Genomic DNA, 19,128 nt, shown 5'->3' with positions numbered 1-19,128 from the left:
CCCCCTCCGGAGTTCACCGTGCGTTTGAAGTTCCGCCCTGTCGACAGCTCGTTCTACGACCTGTTCAGCGAAGCCGCCAACCACCTCGTCGTCGGGGCGCAGCTCCTGAGCGAGATGCTGTCCGACGGCAACTCGAAGGCCGACATCGCCCAGCGCATGCGCGAGGCCGAGCACGCCGCCGACGAGACCACCCACTCGATCGTGCGTCGGGTCAACAGCACCTTCGTGACGCCGTTCGACCGCGAGGACATCTACAACCTCGCCTCGGCGCTCGACGACGTGATGGACATGATGGACGAGGCCGTCGACCTCGTCCTCCTCTACGAGGTCACCAGCCTGCCGCCGGAGACGATGCAGCAGGTCGAGGTGCTCCAGCGCTGCGCCGAGCTGACCGCTGCGGCGATGCCGTCGCTGGAGTCGATGGCCTCGCTCGACGAGTACTGGATCGAGATCAACCGGCTCGAGAACACCGGCGACAAGTCGTACCGCCGGATCCTCGCCAACCTCTTCGGGGGCGGTTACGAGGCGCTCGAGGTGCTGAAGCTCAAGGACATCGTCGAGTCCCTCGAGGGGGCGATCGACGCGTTCGAGAAGGTCGCCAACATCGTGGAGCAGATCGCGGTCAAGGAGTCCTGACTCGATGGAAATCGCGATCATCGTCGCGGTGGTCGTCGTGGCCCTGGTGTTCGACTACACCAACGGCTTCCACGACGCTGCCAACGCGATCGCCACCTCGGTCTCGACGGGTGCGCTGAAGCCGCGCGTCGCCCTGGCCATGGCGGCGGTCATGAACTTCGTCGGTGCGTTCCTCGGGCAGAAGGTCGCCCACACCGTCTCCGACACCATCGACCCCGGGCCGGGGAGCCATGGGCTCGTGATCGTGATGTGCGGCCTGCTCGGCGCCATCGCCTGGAACCTCATCACCTGGTACTACGGCCTGCCGTCGTCGTCCTCGCACGCCCTGATCGGCGGGCTGGTGGGCGCTGCCGTGGCCGCCGGGGCGACGGCCAACTGGGCCGTGGTGCTGGAGAAGGTCGTCATCCCGATGTTCCTCTCCCCGGTCGTCGCCTTCACGCTCGGCTTCGCGGTGATGCTCGGCATCATGTGGCTGTTCCGCAACGCCAACCCGAGTCGCGCCAACCGCGGGTTCAAGGTTGCGCAGACGATCTCGGCGGCCGCCATGGCGCTCGGCCACGGCCTCCAGGACGCCCAGAAGACGATGGGCGTGATCTTCCTGGCGCTCCTCACCGGCGGCTACGTCGCCGAGTCCGACGGCCTCCCCCTCTGGGTGATCATCGCCGCCGCGACGGCGATCTCGCTCGGCACCTGGTCCGGCGGCTGGCGCATCATGCGCACCCTGGGCCGGCGGATCATCCACCTCGACCCGCCCCGCGGGTTCGCCGCGGAGTCGGTGGCCGCGTCGGTGCTGTACACGACGGCGTACGTCTTCGAGGCCCCGATCTCGACCACCCACACCATCACGTCCGCCGTGATGGGCGTCGGTGCCACCAAGCGGCTCTCCGCCGTCCGCTGGGGCGTCGCGAAGTCCATCCTCACCGCCTGGGTCCTGACCTTCCCGGCCGCCGGCCTCGTCGCCGCCGTCTGCTACGCGGTCGCCCACCTCTTCCTCCCCTGACGTCAAGGCCTCGGCTCGCGCAGCCCTGACCGCCGCCAGCGTCGTACGACGTCCGCGTGGATTGGCATCTAGGGACGTTTCGGTAGGTCGGAGGGCTCAAAGACCTACCAAGACGTCCCTAGATACCCCGGGGGCACGCGCCCTCACGAGGCAGAGCGATAGCGAAGGACGCGAGCCCGGTCGTACGACGACAGGGCGCGCCTCTGCTCGACGGTGAAGGTGGGCGTCCACCAGCGAGGGACGCCCCGAAGCCACCGTCGTTCGTCGGACGGGCGCCGGCTCGCCCGTGCGTACGCCTCACGGACCCGTGCGAGGAACGGGTCGCGGTCCGCCCGGTCACCCGCCATCATCACGACACCTTCGAGTCCGAGCCCCCGGTACGCCGCATCCTGGGTGATGTCGCGATGGCGGACGTCGCCGGCAAGGTGCAGCCCTCCGTCGTACAGCCCGTAGACGCCTGCATCGAGGTCGAGCAGGTCGGGCGTGCCGATGAGACGTCCAGCCGCGTCGAACACTGGATGGTTGGCCCGCGGACGCGGGAAGCCACCCGCCTCCCACGTCCGCCGCATGACGGACTCCTGCGGGGACCAGCTGTTCTCCTCGAGGTCGGGGAGGAGCTCACGGATGCGGCCGACCCCCTGCCTGATCCACAGGTCGGTATGGACGTAGGCGGCCAGCTCGGCCACCGACACGAGGTCGTCGTACGCCGCCATCTCGAAGGCCATGACAGCTGCCTCGTCGTCGGGAGCCTTTCGCATCTCGAAGGCGACGCTCCAGAGCGCGCTCGTGATCCGTAGCCCTCGGAGGCGGTGGATCTCGCCCGCTGGCACCAGCTCCTGGCTCACGGCGAGGCCGCGCGAGGGGCGCAGAGTATGTCGGCACCCGAGCGCCAACGTCACCGGTCGCGGCGACATCCGCGGACCGACGCCGTCGAACCAGCGGCCGTTCAGCCACGCCAGCGCTGCCCACCCCGTCACGCCGCCGTGCGCGGGCAGCCGTGCCGCGGCCTCCACCACGCGCTGCGCGATGGTGAGCTCGACTCCCGCCGGCACCCACATGCCGCCGCCGACGGGCCTGAACGCGCCGGACCGGGTGCCCCACTGGCTTGGCCCACCTGCGGCTCCACGGCGAGCCGGCCACACGAAACCCGGCGGAAGGCCTTCGCGCGGCCCTACCCCGGTGAGCGGCCACGCACCCTCGGTCCATGCTTCTCGATCCACCGCACGAGCGTCGCTGTCGACGTCGCGGGGACGCTGTCGCTCTCCACAGCGGCCGCTGCACAGCCCTCCGTCGGCTACCTGTGGACGCTCAATGGCCAACTCCGTGTCCCGACGACCGCCCGCGCTGGGTATCTAGGGACGTTCTGGTCGGCCAAACCCCCGATCGGCCTACCAGAACGTCCCTAGATACCCAGCACGAGAAGGCGGCCCCTGGACCGGCGGGGGCCCGGCGGCGCGGCTGTCAGCCGAAGCGGCCGGAGATGTAGGCCTCGGTGGCCTCGTTGTCGGGGTTGGCGAACATCTTCTGGGTCGAGTTGAACTCGACCAGGTGGCCGGGCTGGCCGGCGGCCTTGAGGTTGAAGAAGCCGGTCTCGTCGGAGACGCGGGCGGCCTGCTGCATGTTGTGGGTGACGATGACGATCGTGTACTCGGACTTCAGCTCGTGGATGAGGTCCTCGATCGCGGAGGTCGAGATCGGGTCGAGGGCCGAGCACGGCTCGTCCATCAGCAGGACCTGCGGCTCGACGGCGATCGCGCGGGCGATGCAGAGACGCTGCTGCTGGCCACCGGAGAGGCCCATGCCGGGCTTGCCGAGGCGGTCCTTGACCTCGTTCCAGAGGTTGGCGCCCTTGAGGGAGCGCTCGACGATGTCGTCGGCCTCGGACTTCTCCATCTTCTTCGAGTTGAGCCGGTTCCCGGCCAGGACGTTGTCGTAGATCGACATCGTCGGGAACGGGTTCGGCCGCTGGAAGACCATGCCGATCTGACGCCGTACGGCGACGGGGTCGACCGCGCTGTCGTAGAGCGACTGGCCGTCGACCATCACCTTGCCCTCCACGCGGGCACCCGGGATGACCTCGTGCATGCGGTTGAGGGAGCGCAGGAAGGTCGACTTCCCGCAGCCCGAGGGGCCGATGAAGGCGGTGACCGACCGCGCCTTGACGGTCATGCTGACGCCCTGCACGGCGAGGAAGTCGCCGTAGTAGATGTCGAGGTCGTCGACGGTGATGCTCTTGGCCATGGGGGTGAGTCTCTCTTGTCTCTGCTAACGGGAACCGGCTCAGTGGCCGGTCTTGGGGGCGAACACCCTGCCGATGATGCGCGCCACGAGGTTCAGCACCATCACGATCACGATCAGCACCAGGGCACCGCCCCAGGCGATCTCGAGCCCGGGGCGCATGCCGCCGGGCGTCTCGGCGATGCCGGGGTTGGCGTTCTGCGTGAAGATCAGCACCGGCAGCGTGGTCATGCGGTCGGCGAACACGTTGAAGTTGGTGCGCGTGGTCAGGCCGGCGATCAGCAGCAGCGGCGCCGTCTCGCCGACCACGCGGGCGATGGCGAGCGTGACACCGGTGACGATGCCGCCGAGTGCGGTCGGCAGCACGACCTTGACGATGGTGCGCCACTTCGGCACCCCGAGGGCGTACGACGCCTCGCGCAGCTCGTCGGGCACGAGGCGCAGCATCTCCTCGGTCGAGCGCACCACGATCGGGATCATCAGCAGCGACAGCGCGACCGAGCCGCCGATGCCGACGCGGGTCGACGGGCCGAAGATGAGGATGAACAGCGCGAAGGCGAACAGGCCGGCGACGATCGACGGGATGCCGGTCATCACGTCGACGAGGAAGGTGATCCAGCGCGCCAGGCGGTTGCCCTTGCCGTACTCGATCAGGTAGATCGCGGCCATGATCCCGATCGGCACCGAGATGATCGCCGCGAACAGCGTGATCAGCAGGGTGCCGATCAGCGCGTGGTAGATCCCGACCTCCTGGTCGAGGTCGGTGCGGTACATCGAGTAGGTGAGGAAGGTCGTGCTGATCCGCGGCAGGCCGCGGTCGACGACGGTCCACAGCAGCGAGGCCAGCGGGACGATGGCGATCACGCAGGCGGCCCAGACGAGGCCGGTGACCAAGCGGTCGGTGGCTCCCCGGGACCCCTCGACGACGCGCGCCCAGAGCGGCAGCGCGACCAGGTGGAGGAGACCGGCGACGATCGCCCACGCGACGAGGCCCCAGCCCAGGAAGAGGACCGGGAGGGCGGCCGCGGCGATCGAGACGGCTGCGACCAGGGCGGGCGCGAAGCGCGGCAGCTTGGCGGCCGTGAACGACACGGACCGCGACGCCGAGCGGGTGGGAGCGGTGGTGACACTCATCGAGCAAGCCTCCTCTCGCTGCGCTGGACGACCCAGCGGGCGGCGAAGTTGACCAGGAAGGTGACCAGGAACAGGACCAGGCCGGTGGCGATGAGGACCTGGATCTTGCCCGGCGTGCCCTCCTTGTAGTTCGACGCGATGTTGGACGCGATCGAGGCCGGGTTGGTGCTGGAGATCAGGTTGAACGAGATGCCGCCGCCGGCGGAGAGCACCATCGCGACCGCCATCGTCTCGCCCAGCGCGCGGCCGAGCCCGAGCATCACGGCGGACACCATCCCCGAGCGTGCGTAGGGGAAGACCGCGAGCCGCAGCATCTCCCAGCGGGTGGCGCCGAGGGCGAGGGCGGCCTCCTCGTGCAGCCGCGGCGTCTGCGAGAAGACCTCGCGGGAGATCGCGGTGATGATCGGGATGATCATGATCGCCAGCACGATGCCGGCGGTGAGGATCGTCCGACCGGTGGTCGAGGCCGGACCCGCGAAGAACGGGATCCAGCCCGCGTGCTCCTCGAGCCACTGGTAGACCGGGCTCAGCCGCGGCGCCAGCACGCTGATGCCCCACAGGCCGAACACGACCGACGGCACGGCGGCGAGCAGGTCGATCACGTAGGCGATCGGCGTCGCCACCCGCTTGGGCGCGTAGTGGCTGACCGTCAGCGCGATCCCCCAGGAGAGCGGTACGGCGACGACGAGCGCGATGACCGCGGCGAGGACCGTGCCGAACAGCAGCGGGGCGACGTAGCCCCAGAAGCTGCTCGCCTCCCCGTAGAACTCGGCGGGCTTGGCGAGGCCGGGGACGCCCTCGATGGCCAGGAAGATGAAGACGGCCGCGAGCGCGACCAGGATCGCGATCCCTGCGACGAGCGCGAGCCGGGAGAAGACCCGGTCACCGAGGCGCGGCTTGCCCTGCCCGGTGTCCTCAGCAACGACGGTGGTTGCCACGTGCTACCTCATTCAGTGGTGTCATGCGCCGGTGCGGCGGACCGAGACCTCGGTCCGCCGCACGCGGTGCTGGGCGGTTCGGAGTCACCTCCGGACCTGGTGGATCAGCCGGCCGAGATGGCGCCGACGATGCTCTGGGCCTTCTCGGCGACCGTGGACGACAGCGGTGCGGAGCCGGCCTCCTCCGAGGCGGCCTGCTGGCCCTCGTCGGACACGATGTAGGACAGGTAGCCCTTCACGAGGTCGGCCTCGTTCTGGTCCTCGTAGGTCTGGCAGGCGATGAGGTAGCTCAGCAGGACGACCGGGTAGGCGCCGGACTCGGTGGTGGTGCGGTCGATGTCGACGGCCATGTCGACGTCGGCGCGGCCCTCGGCGGCCGGGGACGACTCGACGACCAGCGCGGCGCCCTCGGCCGACGGGGCGACGTACTCCTCGCCGACCAAAACCTTGACGACCGACAGGTCGCCGACCTGGGACTCGTCGGCGTACCCGATCGTGCCGTCGCCGCCGGAGATGGCGGACACGACGCCCGAGGTGCCCTCGGCGGCCTCTCCGCCCTTGACCGGGAAAGCGTCCTCGGCCTCGTAGGACCACGAGCTGCTGGCCTTGCCGAGGTAGTCGGTGAAGTTCTTCGTGGTGCCCGAGTCGTCCGAGCGGTGGACCGGGGTGATCGCGGTGTCCGGGAGGTCGGCGTCGGGGTTCTGGTCGGCGATGGCCGGGTCGTTCCACGTCGTGATCTTGTTGTCGAAGATCTGCGCGATCGTGTCGGCGTCGAGGTTGAGCGAGTCGACGCCCTCGAGGTTGAACGCGACGGCGATCGGCGACACGTAGGCCGGGACCTCGATCGGGTCCTCGCCGTTGCAGCGCTCCTTGGCGGCGCTGAGCTCGCCCTCGTCGTCGTTGAGGTAGGAGTCGGAGCCGGCGAAGCTGACGCCGCCCTCGATGAAGTTGGTGCGGCCGTCACCCGAGCCGACCGGGTCGTAGTTCACGGTGACGTTGCCGTCGTTCATGCCCTGGAAGCCGGTGGCCCACGCACCCTGGGCCTTCTCCTGCGAGGAGGCGCCGGCGCCGTTGAGGTCGCCGGACAGGCCGCCCGAGGTCTCGCTCGAGCCGCTGTCGTCGCTGCCGGCGGAGGTCTCGTTGCCGGCGCCGCAGGCGGTGAGGGAGATCGAGAGGGCAAGGACCGCCACGCTGGGGGCGAGCGCCTTGCGGAAGGAAGTGCGATTCACTTCGGTTGCTCCTGATGAGTCTGATGAGTGCTGACGTCGGTGACGGTAGGCACCTCAGGAGAACGAGCGCGGCGCCGTCGGTGAACGCAGCGTGAACTCGACCGGACCGGATGGCGTCGCCCGCGCGGGCGAGAGACGGCGATCACATGAACACCGTCGTCGGCGCTTGACGGCGGCGCTCAGGCGGGACTATCGGGGCCGGGTCAGGCCCGGCGGAGCTCGGTCGCGACGACCCGGCCCTTGCGGTGGTGCACCACCAGCATCGCCCCCGGCTCGAGACCGGCGTCGGGGACACCGAGGGCGTCGAGGACGGTCGGCAGCACGGGCCGGTGCGTGCACAGCACGACGCTCTCCGAGCCGTGGAGCAGCGCGTCGACGATCTCGACCACCCCCTCGACGCTCGCACCCTCCTCGCTGAGCTCGTCGTAGAGCTTGGTGGGCCATCCGGTCGTGTCGACGTAGGGTCGCACCGTCTGCACGCAGCGGGTGCTCGACGAGGTGTGCGCCGAGGTCACGTCGAAGGCCGCCAGCAGCGGCACCAGCCGCTCGGCCTGCGCCTCGCCGAGCTGGACCAGCGGCCGCAGCCGGTCGTCCTTCTTCCAGCCTCCGCGCGAGCGTGCCTTGGCGTGCCGCAGCACGACGAGCGCGTGCGTACGACGTCGCAGCGGGCGGGCCTCGGCGAGGGTCTCGCGGTCGTGGGGGTAGGTGAGCCGGGTCGTCGCGGCCGTCCACGGCACCCACTCCACGACGTCGATCTCGTCGTTGGGCCGGTAGCGGCTGACGTCGTCGTTGCCGATGACCTTCGCGGTCCAGTAGTCGACGTGCTTGTAGCGGCCACTGAGCATCCGGTAGCGCTGGGAGGTCAGCGGCGGGCCGAGCCGGACGTCGAGCCCGGTCTCCTCCGCGACCTCTCGCACGGCGGCGGTGACCTCGTGCTCGCCGGGATCGAGCTTGCCCTTGGGGAAGGACCAGTCGTCGTACTTCGGCCGGTGCACCAGCAGCACCTGCGGTTCCTTCGAGCCACCCTTGCGCGTCACCACGGCACCGGCGGCGCGCACGTCGCGGGGCTCACCCATAGGCATGCCCCGTAGTCTCACACCCGCCCGCCGTCCACGTGGATACCGGAGGAGACAGACCGTGCCGCGTCGTGCCGTCGCCGCCCTCGCGGCCGTGCTCGTGGTGGTCGCCGGCGCCCTGGTCGCGTGGCGCCTGCTCGCACCCACCACCCCCATCGAGGAGGCGCTGGGCTACGTCCCTGCGGATGCGAGCCGGGTGTCGTGGACGGACTGGGGGGCCGTACGACGCGAGCTCGGCGCGGACGTCGACGCGCGGTCGTCCGGCGAGGAGGTCGACGCCTTCGTGACCGAGGCGTTCGGCGCCGACCTGTCGTCCATGTCCGCCCTCGGCACGTCCGCCTCCACGATGCAGACCGAGCTCGGGTTCTCCCCCGCGTCCTTGCGGTGGGAGCTGCTCGCGCAGTCGACCCGGGGCGCGGTCGAGGTCCTCGGCGTCGGGGAGGGCACGTCGTTCGACGAGCTCGCCGACCGCCTCGCGGACGCCGGGTGGACCGAGCCCGACGAGGACGACGGCGTCTGGGTGGGCGGCCCGGACGTGGTCGCCGGGGTCGGGTCCCTCACCCCCGAGCTCCAGCACTTCGTCCTGCTGGCCGACCGCGGCGTCGTCCTGGCCTCCGACCAGGCGCCCTACCTCGAGCAGGTCGTGGAGGCTGACGACGGCGCGACGGACGACATGCGCGCCGTCGTGCGAGCACTCGGCGAGCCGGTCGCTGCTGCTGTCTACGACGGCGACTACGTGTGCGAGCGGCTGGCGATGGCCCAGGCCGACGAGGACGACCAGGCCGAGGCCGACCAGCTGCTCGCCGCCGCCGGTGACGTGCACCCCCTGACGGGGTTCGCGATGGGCGTCCTGCCCGGGGGCGACCTCCGGGCGGTGATGCAGGTCGAGGACGCCGACGACGCCCCCGGCGACGCGGACGCGCGGGCCCAGCTCGCCGCCGGACCGGCACCCGGTCAGGGCGGTGACTTCACCGACCGGTTCTCGGTCGAGGCGGCCTCCTCGGACGGGCGCGAGATCACCCTCGACCTCGAGCCGGAGGAGGGGACGTACGTCCTCTCGGACCTCACGAGCGGTCCGGTGCTGTTCGCAACCTGCTGAGCACGGCGGTCGCGAGCAGGGTCACGGACGGCGCGGGTCGGGCGGCCGGGGGACCACGCCGAGGAGCGTGTCGATCTCCTCCTGGGAGAGGTGCTCCTCGGACTCGCTGGCGGCGATGATGAGCGTGGTCGTGAGCTCGACCTCGTTGAGGAGGTCGCCGTCCTCGAGGGTCACGTCGAACTGGTCGTGCACGTCACCCTCCTCCATCTCCTCGTAGTGCGACTGTAAGCGCCTGGGTCAATTGTGACGGACTGAACTCTCCGACGACATGGCCCGATCGGACCAGTGTCGCCTCACTCCAGTGTTGCTCGGAACAGTTTCGTCCAAAAGCAGGATCGGCCCCACCCCCCGAAGGGGACGGGGCCGATCCGCTGTGTCAGATCTGGAACGCAGTCCAGCGTCCGCCGATCAGAGCGGGCGGACGTTCTCCGCCTGCGGGCCCTTCGGGCCCTGGGTGACGTCGAACTCGACCTTCTGGTTCTCGTCCAGCGACTTGTAGCCGTTGGTCTGGATGGCCGAGTAGTGCACGAAGACGTCGTCGCCGCCGTCCTCCTGCGCAATGAAGCCGAAACCCTTCTCGGCGTTGAACCACTTCACGGTGCCTTGAGCCATGTGCTCGGTACTCCTGTTATCGGAACGAGAAGCCGCCACCTCGACGACTCCACACCAAGTGCGGTGACACGTCGCTCCGACTCACAAGCTGGAAAGGCCCGAAGAGGGAAACGCCGTTGGATCACAAACTCCGCTGGCGTCAACCTGCTGGAACTTGCACCTGTTGCACCACGAACCCTACCAACAAATCGACTGACGTCACCGTCCGCGGACCCCCTGTTGATGAACAGTGGGACAACGGGTCCGCCGGGCGCCGTGTCGGCGGACCCTGACACCATCGACGAGTGCCCCTCCCCCGGATCGCCGTCTGCGGCATCAGCCTCGAGGCCTCGACGTTCTCACCCGCCCTGACGACGGCGGCCATGCTGGCACCCCGGCGTGGTCGCGAGGTGCTCGACGCGTGGGAGTTCTGGCGCGAGGGCGGGTCGCTGGCCGACCGTGCGGAGTGGCGCGGGGTGCTGCAGGCGCGGAGCATCGCGGGTGGCGCCATCCCGGCCGACGACTACGCCCAGCTGCGGGCCGAGATCCTCGCCGGCCTCGTCGCGCTGGTCGGCCAGGCGCCGCTCGACGGTCTCGTCCTCGACATCCACGGCGCGGCCAGCGTCGTCGGCATGGACGACATGGAGGGCGACCTCGCCGCCGCCGTACGAGCCGTGGTGGGCGCCGACTGCCTCATCAGCAGCGGCATGGACCTCCACGGCAACGTGTCGCGCAGGCTCGCCGAGACCGTCGACCTGCTGACGACCTACCGCACCGCGCCGCACGTCGACTGGCTGGAGACCAAGGAGCGTGCCGCGCGCACCCTGGTCGAGCGGCTCGCCCTGCCGCCCGGCCGGCGGCGCCCGGCCAAGGCGTGGGTACCCGTGCCGATCCTGCTCCCCGGCGAGATGACGAGCACCCGGCAGGAGCCGGCGAGCAGCCTCTATGCGCGGGTCCACGAGATCGAGGCGCTCGACGGGATCCTCGACGCGGGGATCTGGATCGGCTACCCGTGGGCCGACGAGCCGCGCAACTGCGCCGTCGTGATGGCCGTCGGCGACGACGCCGACCTGGCCCTGGCGTCGGCCTCGGGCCTGGCGGCCGAGCTGTGGGAGCGGCGCGAGGAGTTCGGCTTCGTCGCCCCGACCGGGAGCTTCGACGAGGTGCTCGCGACGGCCATCGCCTCGCCCGTCGCGCCCTACTTCGTCTCCGACTCGGGCGACAACCCGACGGCCGGCGGTGCGGGCGACGTCACGTGGACCCTCGCCCGGCTGCTCGCCAGCGAGGAGCTGGCGACGAGCGGCAAGCGAGCGATCTACGCCTCCATCCCCGACGCGATGGGAGCGCTGGCGGCCCAGGAGGCCGGTGTCGGGGCGGACGTGCGCCTCACGCTCGGCGCGCGGGTCGACGACCGGCCCGCACCCCCGGTGGAGGTCTCGGGAGAGGTCGTGGCGGTCGTGCCGAGCGAGGACAACCTGGAGGTGGTCGTGCGCACACCGGCCGTCGACGTGGTCCTGACCCGGCGGCGCCGGCCCTACCACCTCGAGCAGGACTTCACCCGGCTCGGCCTCGACCCGCGGCACGCCGACATCGTGGTGGTGAAGATCGGCTACCTCGAGCCAGAGCTCTTCGACATGGCCGCCGACTGGATGCTCGCGCTCACCCCGGGCGGGGTCGACCAGGACCTCGCCCGGCTCGGGCACACCAGGGTCCAGCGGCCGATGTTCCCGCTCGACGACGTGTCGGGGGTCGATCCGCTGGGCCGGGCGGTGCTGTTCCCCGGCGACACTGCCTAGCGGCCGAGGGCGGTCATCACCTCGGCGAGCACGTCGGCGCCGGTGATGCTGCGGCGGCCGTCGTCGTAGCCGGCCGACGTCCCGGCGGGAACCACCGTGCCGGGCGCGCGCAGGTGGACCTCGCGGGTGCCGCTCTCCGCGACGATGCGCGCGACGTTGGCCGGCCGCACGCCGCCGCCGACCGCGACGCGGACGTCCTCGCCGCCCAGCCTGACGAGCTCGGCCAGGACCGGCAGGTGCTCGAGCGCCGGGCCGGGCCCGCCGGAGGTCAGGACGCGGGAGACGCCGAGGTCGCGCAGCAGCGCCAGCCCGGACCGCATGTCCGGCACGGAGTCGAAGGCCTTGTGGAAGGTGACCGGTGCGTCGCCGGCCGCGTCGACGAGTCGTCGTACGGCGTCCGGGGCGATGTGGCCGTCCGGCAGGAGCGTGCCGACGACGAAGCCGACCCTCGTGCCCGCCGGCACCGCCGCGCGGACCGCCTCGATGTCGGCGACCATCACCTCGACCTCCGCGGGCGAGTGCACGAAGTCGCCCGCCCGCGAGCGCACGAGCACCCGGTGCTCGAGGTCGGGCGCGGCCGCGACGCAGTGGAGGACGAACCCGATCGTCGGCGTCGTACCGCCGTCGGCGAGGCCTGCGCAGACCTCGACCGCCTCCGCCCCGGCAGCAGCGGCGACCGCCGCACCGCCGACGTCCTCGAGGCAGACCTCGACCAGCGTCATCCGGGCACGCCCCGCAGCCGGACGGAGAGGCAGGTGACGCAGCCCTCCATCTTCTCGAGCTCGGAGATGTCGACCGTGACGACGTCGAGGCCGCGGTCGCGGAAGAGCGCGGCCGACTCCGGGGCCGATGCCGCCATCAGCACGGTGGACCCGCCGAGGAGGACCACGTGGGCGCCCGACTCCTCCGGCACGCCGAGGAAGTGACCGGCCCAGACGTCGGGGTCGTCGACCAGGGGCGGGTGCCCGACGACCGTCCCGTCCGGGAGGGCCGTCACCGCCGACTTGAGGTGCAGCACCTTCGTCACGGGTACGGCGACCACTTCGGCGCCGAGTGGCGCGAGGAGCTGGCGGAGCTGTTCCACGCCGGCCTGGTTGGTCCGCCCGCCGATGCCCACCCAGACGCGGCCGTCGTGCTTGAGGACGTCACCCCCGTCGAGGGTGCCGGGCGCCTCGATGCGGGCCACGCGGTAGCCGTGGGCGCGCACCGCCGCCTCAGCGGCCACGGTCTCCCCGCGGCGCGAGTCGGCACCGGGCCGGGCGATGACCGCGAGGTCGCCGTAGACGACCATCGTGTCCTCGACGAACACCGCGTCGGGGTGCTCGTCGGCGGGCTCGACCTCAGTCGTCGTCCAGCCGGCGGCGTGCAGCGCGTCGACGTACGCCCGCCACTGGCGCCACGCCAGGTCGACGTCGACCACGCTGCGCTCGATGTGGGTGACCAGCCCGTCACCCAGCCGCGAGGACGGCTGCCGGACCAAGGCGTGACGCGACTCCATGGGCCGAACGTACAAGAGCGCGGGTCCCCTGCTGTCAGGCAGCGATCCCCGCTGCGTGCAGCGCGTCGACCGCGGTGGCCTCCCCCATCCGGAAGAGCGTGCCGGTGTGGGTGAAGTCGAGCATCGTGCCGCAGTGGTACGTGCGGTCGAGCAGGCAGGGAACGAGCTCGACGCCGGGACCGAGCACCGCCGGCGAGCGGTGGTGGACGGAGATGGCGAGCGAGCCGACGAGGACGTCGAGCGGGTTGCGCAGCGACCGGGCGACCGGGGGCTTGGTCACGTCGAGGGTGAAGACCCGGTCGCCGGGCCGTGCGAGGGCCACCGCCGCCGACAGGGGGAGGTTCTCCGAGATGCCGGCGTCCACGTGCGGGGCCCTCCTGACGCCGTCGTCGAGCATGACGGGCGGGAACACCGCGGGGATCGCTGTCGACGCGGCCAGCAGGTCGGTGAGCCACCCGGAGTCGTGGTGGTGCGCCTGGCCGGTGTCGAGGTTCGTCGTGGCCACCACCGCGGGGACCCGGAGACCCTCGAGACGGGGGACCGGGATCCACGACCGGATCAGCTGCCGCAGCCGCTCGGACGAGAACAGGTAGGGCCGCATCCGCACGATGTTGCCCGGGATCGAGGCGCGGGACCCGGTGAGGTCCTTCGCGCGCATCTCCAGCCAGCGGTCGGCGAGCAGCTCGACGCGCTCGGGCGTGGGGTCGTAGGCCAGCGAGCACGCGTTGATCGCACCGACCGAGGCGCCCACGACCACGTCGGGGCGGATGCCCGATCCGAGGAGGGCGCGGAGCATGCCGACCTGTGCCGCACCGCGCGAGCCACCGCCTGAGAAGACGAAGATGTTCCTGCTCATGGTGGCCGCCGGTCTGGGTTCGGGAAGAGGCCCTCGGGCCTGTTCCTCCTCGATCGGCACCCCGGGCCGTCGTCCTGAGGAGTTCGCGCCCGGGAACGCAGCCGGGTCAGCCGTTGTCGACCTTCAACGGCGCCAGGGTGCCCAGGGACTCGGCGACGACGACGGCGTCGTCGCCGGGCTGCAGGCGGAAGTCCGGACCCGGGTTGACGTACGACGCCGAGTCGCGGCCGACCGCCAGCAGCGTCGCGTTGTGGTCCCGGCGCAGCCTCGAGGACAGGTCGTCGACGGACAGGCCGACGTAGTCGTCCGGGAGCGCGACCCGGTAGAGCTCGGACCCCTCGCCGCCGGACACGATGTCGGTGACGATCCCGGCGATCCCGGGGTAGAGCGACGACCGCGCGAGCAGCCGCGAGGAGATGCGCGAGGTCACCACGATCTCGTCGGCGCGCGCCCGCTTGAAGTGCTCGACGTGCGCGGGGTTGTTGGCCTCGACGACCGTGCGCACCTGCGGGGCGATCGTCTCGATGGCCATGACGGTGAGGATCGAGCGCATGTCCGCGTCGTTGCTGGCGTCCGCGGGGCAGATGATGGCCGCCATCGCCTCGTCGATCCCGGCCCGGCGGAGGTCGTCGGTGTTGGTGCAGTCGCCGTTGACGAAGTAGGCCGACGACCCGGCCGGGTTCTTCTCCGAGTCGTGCACCACGACGACCTTGGGCGTGTACTCGTCGGTCGAGAGCTCCGCGATCAGCTCCCGCGCGGTCGGGTTCCACCCGCACACCACGATGTGGTCGCGATAGCCCGCTGCACCCATGCCCTGACCTTCTTTCAGCAGGAAGTCGATGACGAAGCCCACGAGGGCACCGGTGATCGTGGCGACGATCGCGACGCCGAACAGCACGAGCAGCCAGCTCACGAAGTAGCCGGCCACCGAGGTGACGTACGACGCGTCGCCGGCGCCCATGACCGTGGTGACGCCCCAGTAGAAGCTCGCCCCGAACGACTCGGCGACCCCGCCGACCGAGTCGTGCCTGCCCTCGATCGCGGTCACCACCACCGCCGCGAGGCCGACGACGGCGAGGAGGCCGAGCAGGAGCCGCAGGAAGAACCCGCGCTCCATCCCAGCGGTGAGCCGGTTCAGGTGGAAGCCGACGCGACGGATGATCGGGGAGACGAAGACCGCCTGCAGCCGGTGCGCCAGCCGTCCCCTCATGGCATCCCTCGACCCCGTCGCCAGCGGTCCGTCCGCTGAGGCTCGGATGCTCTCAGCAGTCCCGCGCTACTGACCAGCCCCGACGCAGGTGGTCCAGACCCCGCGCCTCAGCGGTGGGCCGGTCCCTCTGAGATGATCGTCGCCGGCACGCACCGTGCCGGGGGCCTCTAGCTCAATGGGTAGAGCAGCGGACTTTTAATCCGTTGGTTCAGGGTTCGAGCCCCTGGAGGCCTACTGCCCCTGATGCCCCTAGCCTCCTGCGCATGGCCGTCGACCCGCCCCGCCCCTTCGGCGTGGTGTGGCTGAGCGACCGGCTCTACCGCGAGGACGACTCCGAGGACGACGAGCTGCTGGGCGAGTGGGCCGACGTCGCTCGGGAGCTGGGCGGCAGCGCCGTGCGGGTCGACGGCTGGGACGAGGCCGTCGACACGGCGTGGGAGCAGCTGGTGACGTCGTCCCCCTCGGTGGGGCGATGGGTCGACGACTACTGCGCGGCGAGGGCCGCCGCGGGCCACTCCGGCCTCACGGTCGTCTTCAAGGACGTCACACGCGTCCTGGGCCGCGCGGGCTACGGCGCCTTCGCCGTGAGCTATCCCACCGAGCTGCTGCTCGCCGTGGGCGATCCGGTGGCCGCGATGCGCGCCGCGACCGTCACGGCGCTCGACCGCCACGTCGAGCGGGCGGGGCTCGGCGTCCCGCTGCTGAGCTCGCTGGTCAGCGGATCGTGAGCGAGCCCACCGGGTAGGTGCCGGACGACGTACGACCGCGGTTGGCGAGGTACATCGGCGCCGAGTAGCCGTCCGGGTCGACGACGCTGACGCTGACGTCGTACCGTCCCTTCGCCAGGCCGCGGACGGAGACCCGCGCGCGGCGGCGGGAGGTGTCGACGACGCCGCGCAGCTGCTCGCCGAGCGACACCGTGGTGGCCTTCCCGTTGCGGGCGAAGGTGAGCCGGACGTCCCAGCGGTCGTACGTCGGCGCGCTGCCCTCGTTGACCCACGACGTCCGGACGTCGACCTTGTCGCCCGCGGCGACCGAGCGCGGGAGGGTGAGTGCGCGCAGTCGGAGGCGGTAGCCGGCCGTCGCGAGCGCGGTGTCGTACGCCGCCCGCTGGCGGGCGTCGAGGGACTCGTGCGTCCACGGCATGTTGCTCGACGACAGCGTCGAGACGTGGAACTGGCGGACCTGCTTCGCGCCGAGCACCGGGTCTGCCCGCGTGCACCACTCGGAGAAGAAGGGCCGAGTCCGCCACACCTGCTGCAGCCGCTCGTCGACGGCGACCATCGAGTACATGTCGGGGCAGCCGAGGCTGTCGGTGCGGATGCCGAGGTGGGGGTTGGCCTTCAGCGCCGCGAGCGTGAAGTCGACCGGCGTCATCGTGTTGATCAGGACGTGCTTGGTGGGGAACGCCGAGGTCACGGCCTTCACCACCGCGAGCCCGTTGGCGTCGCTGATGCGCGCTCCGGTGTCGACGTGCCACTCGCCGTAGCTGCCGTAGCCACCGACGTCGACGTAGCCCAGTCGTGGGTCGTCGCCGTAGCGGCGGCCGAGCTCGGCCATGAGCTCGCGCCACTGGGCGAGGAACCCGGGCGAGTTCCAGTCGGGCACGTCGGTGCCCGGCTGCAGCGGGACGAACGGCGGCGTCACCGCCGGCAGGTCCTCGCGGTAGTTCATCCAGCACCCGGGGCAGTAGGCCATCACCCGGAAGCCGAACTTGCCGCCGCGCGCCCCGGCGTCGGCGAGGCCGGCGTCGATGAGCGAGAAGTCCCAGGCGTTGTCGGACTTCTCGAGGCGACCCCAGTAGACCTGGTCGCGGTAGTAGACGTCGTTGGAGGTGACGCTCGACGGCGTGGGGTCGGTGCCGAACCAGCGGTACTGCCCGCGCAGCGGGTTGGGCAGGTCGGCGGTGAGGCCGAGCGCCCTCGGCGTGAGCGTGCGGGTCTTCTCGGACGTCACCCGGTCGGGCCGGGCGGACGCCGGGGACGAGGCGGCCGCCAGCGGCAGGGCCAGGCTCAGCACAGTGGCCAGCGCCAGCAGGGCGCGCCCGGACGACATGCTCACCCGGTTCCCGTCTGTCGCTCGCACGTGGACGAGTGTGCAACGAATCCCGAATAAATATCGAAGGAATCGTCAAGACGACCGCACGGCGGTCGGGTCGGCGAGGGTCAGGCGCCGCTGACGCGCTCGGTCGCCACGCCGCGCACGCCCGAGTCGGTCAGCTCGGCCTCGCGCTCCGCGGCGGCCTCCAGCTCCTGGCGCCGGGTCTCCTCCATCATGGCCCGCGTCGCGTCGTAGATGCCGGGGTCGGAGACCAGGTCGGCCGCACCTCGCCGCAGGCGCGCGAGCGCCGCCCTCGCGAAGATCTGCTGCTCGGTGGTCGTCCGCTCGGAGCGGTTGTTGCTGATGAAGGTGATCGCCCACCGCATCAGCGCCGACACCTGGTTCTTGAAGCCGGTCAGGTAGACGAGGTGGACGCCGAGCCACATCAGCCAGGCGACGATGCCGGTGAGGCGCAGCTTGCCGACCATCGCGACCGCGCGGAATCGGCTGATGATCGCCATCGAGCCCTTGTCGAAGTACTTGAACGGCGGCTGCGGCGCCTTGCCCTCGAGCCGGTTGCGGATCTCCTTGGCGGCGTACTTGGCGCCCTGGATCGCCACCTGCGCGACACCCGGGAGGTTGTCGAGGGCGATCATGTCGCCCACGACGAAGACCTCGGGGTGGCCCGGCAGCGTGAGGTCGGGGTTGACCCCGATGCGTCCGGCCCGGTCGAGCGGGGCGCCGGACTGCTCGGACAGCGTCTTGCCGAGCGGGTTGGCCTGCACGCCGGCGGCCCAGATCTTGGCGACCGAGTTGATCCGCTCGACACGCCCGTCCTTGAACTTCACCTCGAGGCCGCGCTCGTCGACCTCGGTGACCATGCCGCCGAGCATCACCTCGACGCCGAGCTCCTCGAGCTCCTTCTTGGCCTTCTCCCCCAGCTTGTGGCCGAAGGGCGGGAGCACCTGCGGGGCCGCGTCGACCAGGACCACCCGCGCCTGACGGGTGTTGATCGCGCGGAAGTCCTTCTTGAGGGTGCGGTGGGCGAGCTCGGCGATCTGGCCGGCCATCTCCACACCCGTCGGGCCCGCACCCACGACGACGAAGGTCAGCAGGTGGTCGACGTCGTCGCCACGGGTGGCGCCGAGCTCGGCCATCTCGAAGGCGCCGAAGATGCGCCCGCGCAGCTCTAGCGCGTCGTCGATGCTCTTCATGCCGGGGGCGAACTCGGCGAAGTGGTCGTTGCCGAAGTAGGACTGGCTGGCACCGGCGGCGACGAGCAGCGAGTCGTACGACGTCACCGTGTCGCGGCCCAGCACGCGCGAGGTGACGGTCCGGGCCTCGAGGTCGATGGCGACGACCTCGCCCAGGATCACCTTGGCGTTGTCCTGCCCACTGAGGACCTCGCGGGTCGGAGGGGCGATCTCGCCCTCGGACAGGATGCCGGTCGCCACCTGGTAGAGCAGCGGCTGGAAGAGGTGGTGGGTGGTCTTGGCGATGACCGTCACGTCGACGTCGGCGCGGCGGAGGGCCTTCGTGCCGAACAGGCCGCCGAAGCCGGAACCGATCACGACAACACGGTGTCGCGGGGCCTGCGTCGTGCTCATCGGAGCTCCTTGTCATGGGACGTTCTCGGGACCGGGTCCGCGGTCAGACCCTCATCCTGACGCTGTAGCACCATTGTCCTCCCGGGGCCGACCAGCAGGCGAAACGCCGGACGCGTCTCGTTGCTCACATCCACTACCCAGACCCGCGAGAAACTATGGTGATCGTCGAGGTTTGAACTA

General features: G+C 70.8%; 19 protein-coding genes and 1 tRNA gene. 6 read left to right on the top strand and 14 right to left on the bottom strand.

The annotated features are described in order from the left end of the window. Positions 1-18: 18 nt before the first annotated feature. Positions 19-636, top strand: a complete 618-nt coding sequence (locus L2K70_RS01230; RefSeq protein ID WP_236397806.1) for a DUF47 domain-containing protein — start codon at positions 19-21, stop codon at positions 634-636. A gap of 4 nt (positions 637-640) precedes the next feature. Continuing rightward, complete coding sequence (locus L2K70_RS01225) at positions 641-1,636, top strand: inorganic phosphate transporter (protein WP_236397803.1); 996 nt, start codon at positions 641-643, stop codon at positions 1,634-1,636. Between the two features lie 143 nt (positions 1,637-1,779). On the opposite strand, the gene L2K70_RS01220 is transcribed toward L2K70_RS01225, so the two are convergent. The 6 genes from L2K70_RS01220 to L2K70_RS01195 form a co-directional block, all read right to left on the bottom strand. Next, complete coding sequence (locus L2K70_RS01220) at positions 1,780-2,694, bottom strand: hypothetical protein (protein ID WP_236397800.1); 915 nt, start codon at positions 2,692-2,694, stop codon at positions 1,780-1,782. A gap of 403 nt (positions 2,695-3,097) precedes the next feature. Beyond that, positions 3,098-3,877 carry a phosphate ABC transporter ATP-binding protein PstB gene (gene pstB / locus L2K70_RS01215; protein WP_236397797.1) on the bottom strand — a complete coding sequence of 260 codons (780 nt, stop codon included), beginning with the start codon at positions 3,875-3,877 and terminating at the stop codon, positions 3,098-3,100. Positions 3,878-3,916: 39 nt separating this feature from the next. After that, entirely contained in the window at positions 3,917-5,008 is a 1,092-nt protein-coding gene (gene pstA, locus L2K70_RS01210) for a phosphate ABC transporter permease PstA (protein ID WP_236397793.1), read from the bottom strand. Continuing rightward, positions 5,005-5,946 carry a phosphate ABC transporter permease subunit PstC gene (gene pstC, locus L2K70_RS01205; protein ID WP_236397790.1) on the bottom strand — a complete coding sequence of 314 codons (942 nt, stop codon included), beginning with the start codon at positions 5,944-5,946 and terminating at the stop codon, positions 5,005-5,007. The genes pstA and pstC overlap by 4 nt, the downstream gene beginning before the upstream one ends. Before the next feature lie 104 nt (positions 5,947-6,050). After that, entirely contained in the window at positions 6,051-7,175 is a 1,125-nt protein-coding gene (pstS, locus tag L2K70_RS01200; RefSeq protein WP_236397786.1) for a phosphate ABC transporter substrate-binding protein PstS, read from the bottom strand. Between the two features lie 203 nt (positions 7,176-7,378). Then, positions 7,379-8,251 (bottom strand): NUDIX hydrolase, encoded by an 873-nt coding sequence (locus L2K70_RS01195; RefSeq protein WP_236397783.1) that lies wholly within the window; start codon positions 8,249-8,251, stop codon positions 7,379-7,381. A 61-nt stretch (positions 8,252-8,312) separates the two neighbouring features. On the opposite strand from L2K70_RS01195, the gene L2K70_RS01190 reads away from it, so the two are divergent. After that, on the top strand, positions 8,313-9,350 hold the full coding sequence (locus L2K70_RS01190) for a hypothetical protein (RefSeq protein WP_236397778.1): 1,038 nt from the start codon (positions 8,313-8,315) through the stop codon (positions 9,348-9,350). 21 nt (positions 9,351-9,371) lie between these two features. Here the strand turns inward: L2K70_RS01190 and L2K70_RS01185 are convergent, their stop codons facing one another. Both L2K70_RS01185 and L2K70_RS01180 read right to left on the bottom strand, forming a co-directional pair. Further along, positions 9,372-9,542 (bottom strand): hypothetical protein, encoded by a 171-nt coding sequence (locus tag L2K70_RS01185; RefSeq protein WP_236397775.1) that lies wholly within the window; start codon positions 9,540-9,542, stop codon positions 9,372-9,374. Between the two features lie 216 nt (positions 9,543-9,758). Next, entirely contained in the window at positions 9,759-9,962 is a 204-nt protein-coding gene (locus L2K70_RS01180) for a cold-shock protein (protein ID WP_045548871.1), read from the bottom strand. A gap of 284 nt (positions 9,963-10,246) precedes the next feature. On the opposite strand from L2K70_RS01180, the gene L2K70_RS01175 reads away from it, so the two are divergent. After that, positions 10,247-11,737 carry a M81 family metallopeptidase gene (locus L2K70_RS01175; protein ID WP_236397771.1) on the top strand — a complete coding sequence of 497 codons (1,491 nt, stop codon included), beginning with the start codon at positions 10,247-10,249 and terminating at the stop codon, positions 11,735-11,737. On the opposite strand, the gene L2K70_RS01170 is transcribed toward L2K70_RS01175, so the two are convergent. The 4 genes from L2K70_RS01170 to L2K70_RS01155 form a co-directional block, all read right to left on the bottom strand. Further along, positions 11,734-12,459: a copper homeostasis protein CutC gene (locus L2K70_RS01170; protein ID WP_236397767.1), complete on the bottom strand. Its 726-nt coding sequence runs from the start codon at positions 12,457-12,459 to the stop codon at positions 11,734-11,736. The genes L2K70_RS01175 and L2K70_RS01170 overlap by 4 nt on opposite strands. Beyond that, positions 12,456-13,235 (bottom strand): dimethylargininase, encoded by a 780-nt coding sequence (gene ddaH / locus L2K70_RS01165; protein ID WP_236397764.1) that lies wholly within the window; start codon positions 13,233-13,235, stop codon positions 12,456-12,458. The genes L2K70_RS01170 and ddaH overlap by 4 nt, the downstream gene beginning before the upstream one ends. A 34-nt stretch (positions 13,236-13,269) precedes the next feature. Beyond that, entirely contained in the window at positions 13,270-14,091 is an 822-nt protein-coding gene (locus tag L2K70_RS01160; protein ID WP_236397761.1) for a patatin-like phospholipase family protein, read from the bottom strand. Positions 14,092-14,197: 106 nt separating this feature from the next. Continuing rightward, on the bottom strand, positions 14,198-15,301 hold the full coding sequence (locus L2K70_RS01155) for a potassium channel family protein (protein WP_236397758.1): 1,104 nt from the start codon (positions 15,299-15,301) through the stop codon (positions 14,198-14,200). 161 nt (positions 15,302-15,462) lie between these two features. Between L2K70_RS01155 and L2K70_RS01150 the strand changes: the two genes are divergently transcribed. Continuing rightward, positions 15,463-15,535, top strand: a tRNA-Lys gene (locus L2K70_RS01150). Positions 15,536-15,564: 29 nt separating this feature from the next. Next, positions 15,565-16,029: a hypothetical protein gene (locus tag L2K70_RS01145; RefSeq protein ID WP_236397755.1), complete on the top strand. Its 465-nt coding sequence runs from the start codon at positions 15,565-15,567 to the stop codon at positions 16,027-16,029. Here the strand turns inward: L2K70_RS01145 and L2K70_RS21450 are convergent. Both L2K70_RS21450 and L2K70_RS01135 read right to left on the bottom strand, forming a co-directional pair. Then, positions 16,016-17,386, bottom strand: a complete 1,371-nt coding sequence (locus L2K70_RS21450; RefSeq protein ID WP_236397752.1) for a DUF4832 domain-containing protein — start codon at positions 17,384-17,386, stop codon at positions 16,016-16,018. The genes L2K70_RS01145 and L2K70_RS21450 overlap by 14 nt on opposite strands. A gap of 80 nt (positions 17,387-17,466) precedes the next feature. Continuing rightward, positions 17,467-18,948, bottom strand: coding sequence for an NAD(P)/FAD-dependent oxidoreductase (locus L2K70_RS01135; protein WP_236397749.1), 1,482 nt, complete (start codon positions 18,946-18,948; stop codon positions 17,467-17,469). Positions 18,949-19,128: the final 180 nt, after the last annotated feature.

Source organism: Nocardioides potassii (genome assembly GCF_021648885.1).
GTDB lineage: Bacteria > Actinomycetota > Actinomycetes > Propionibacteriales > Nocardioidaceae > Nocardioides > Nocardioides potassii.
This window is presented reverse-complemented; position numbering and strand designations above follow the sequence as displayed.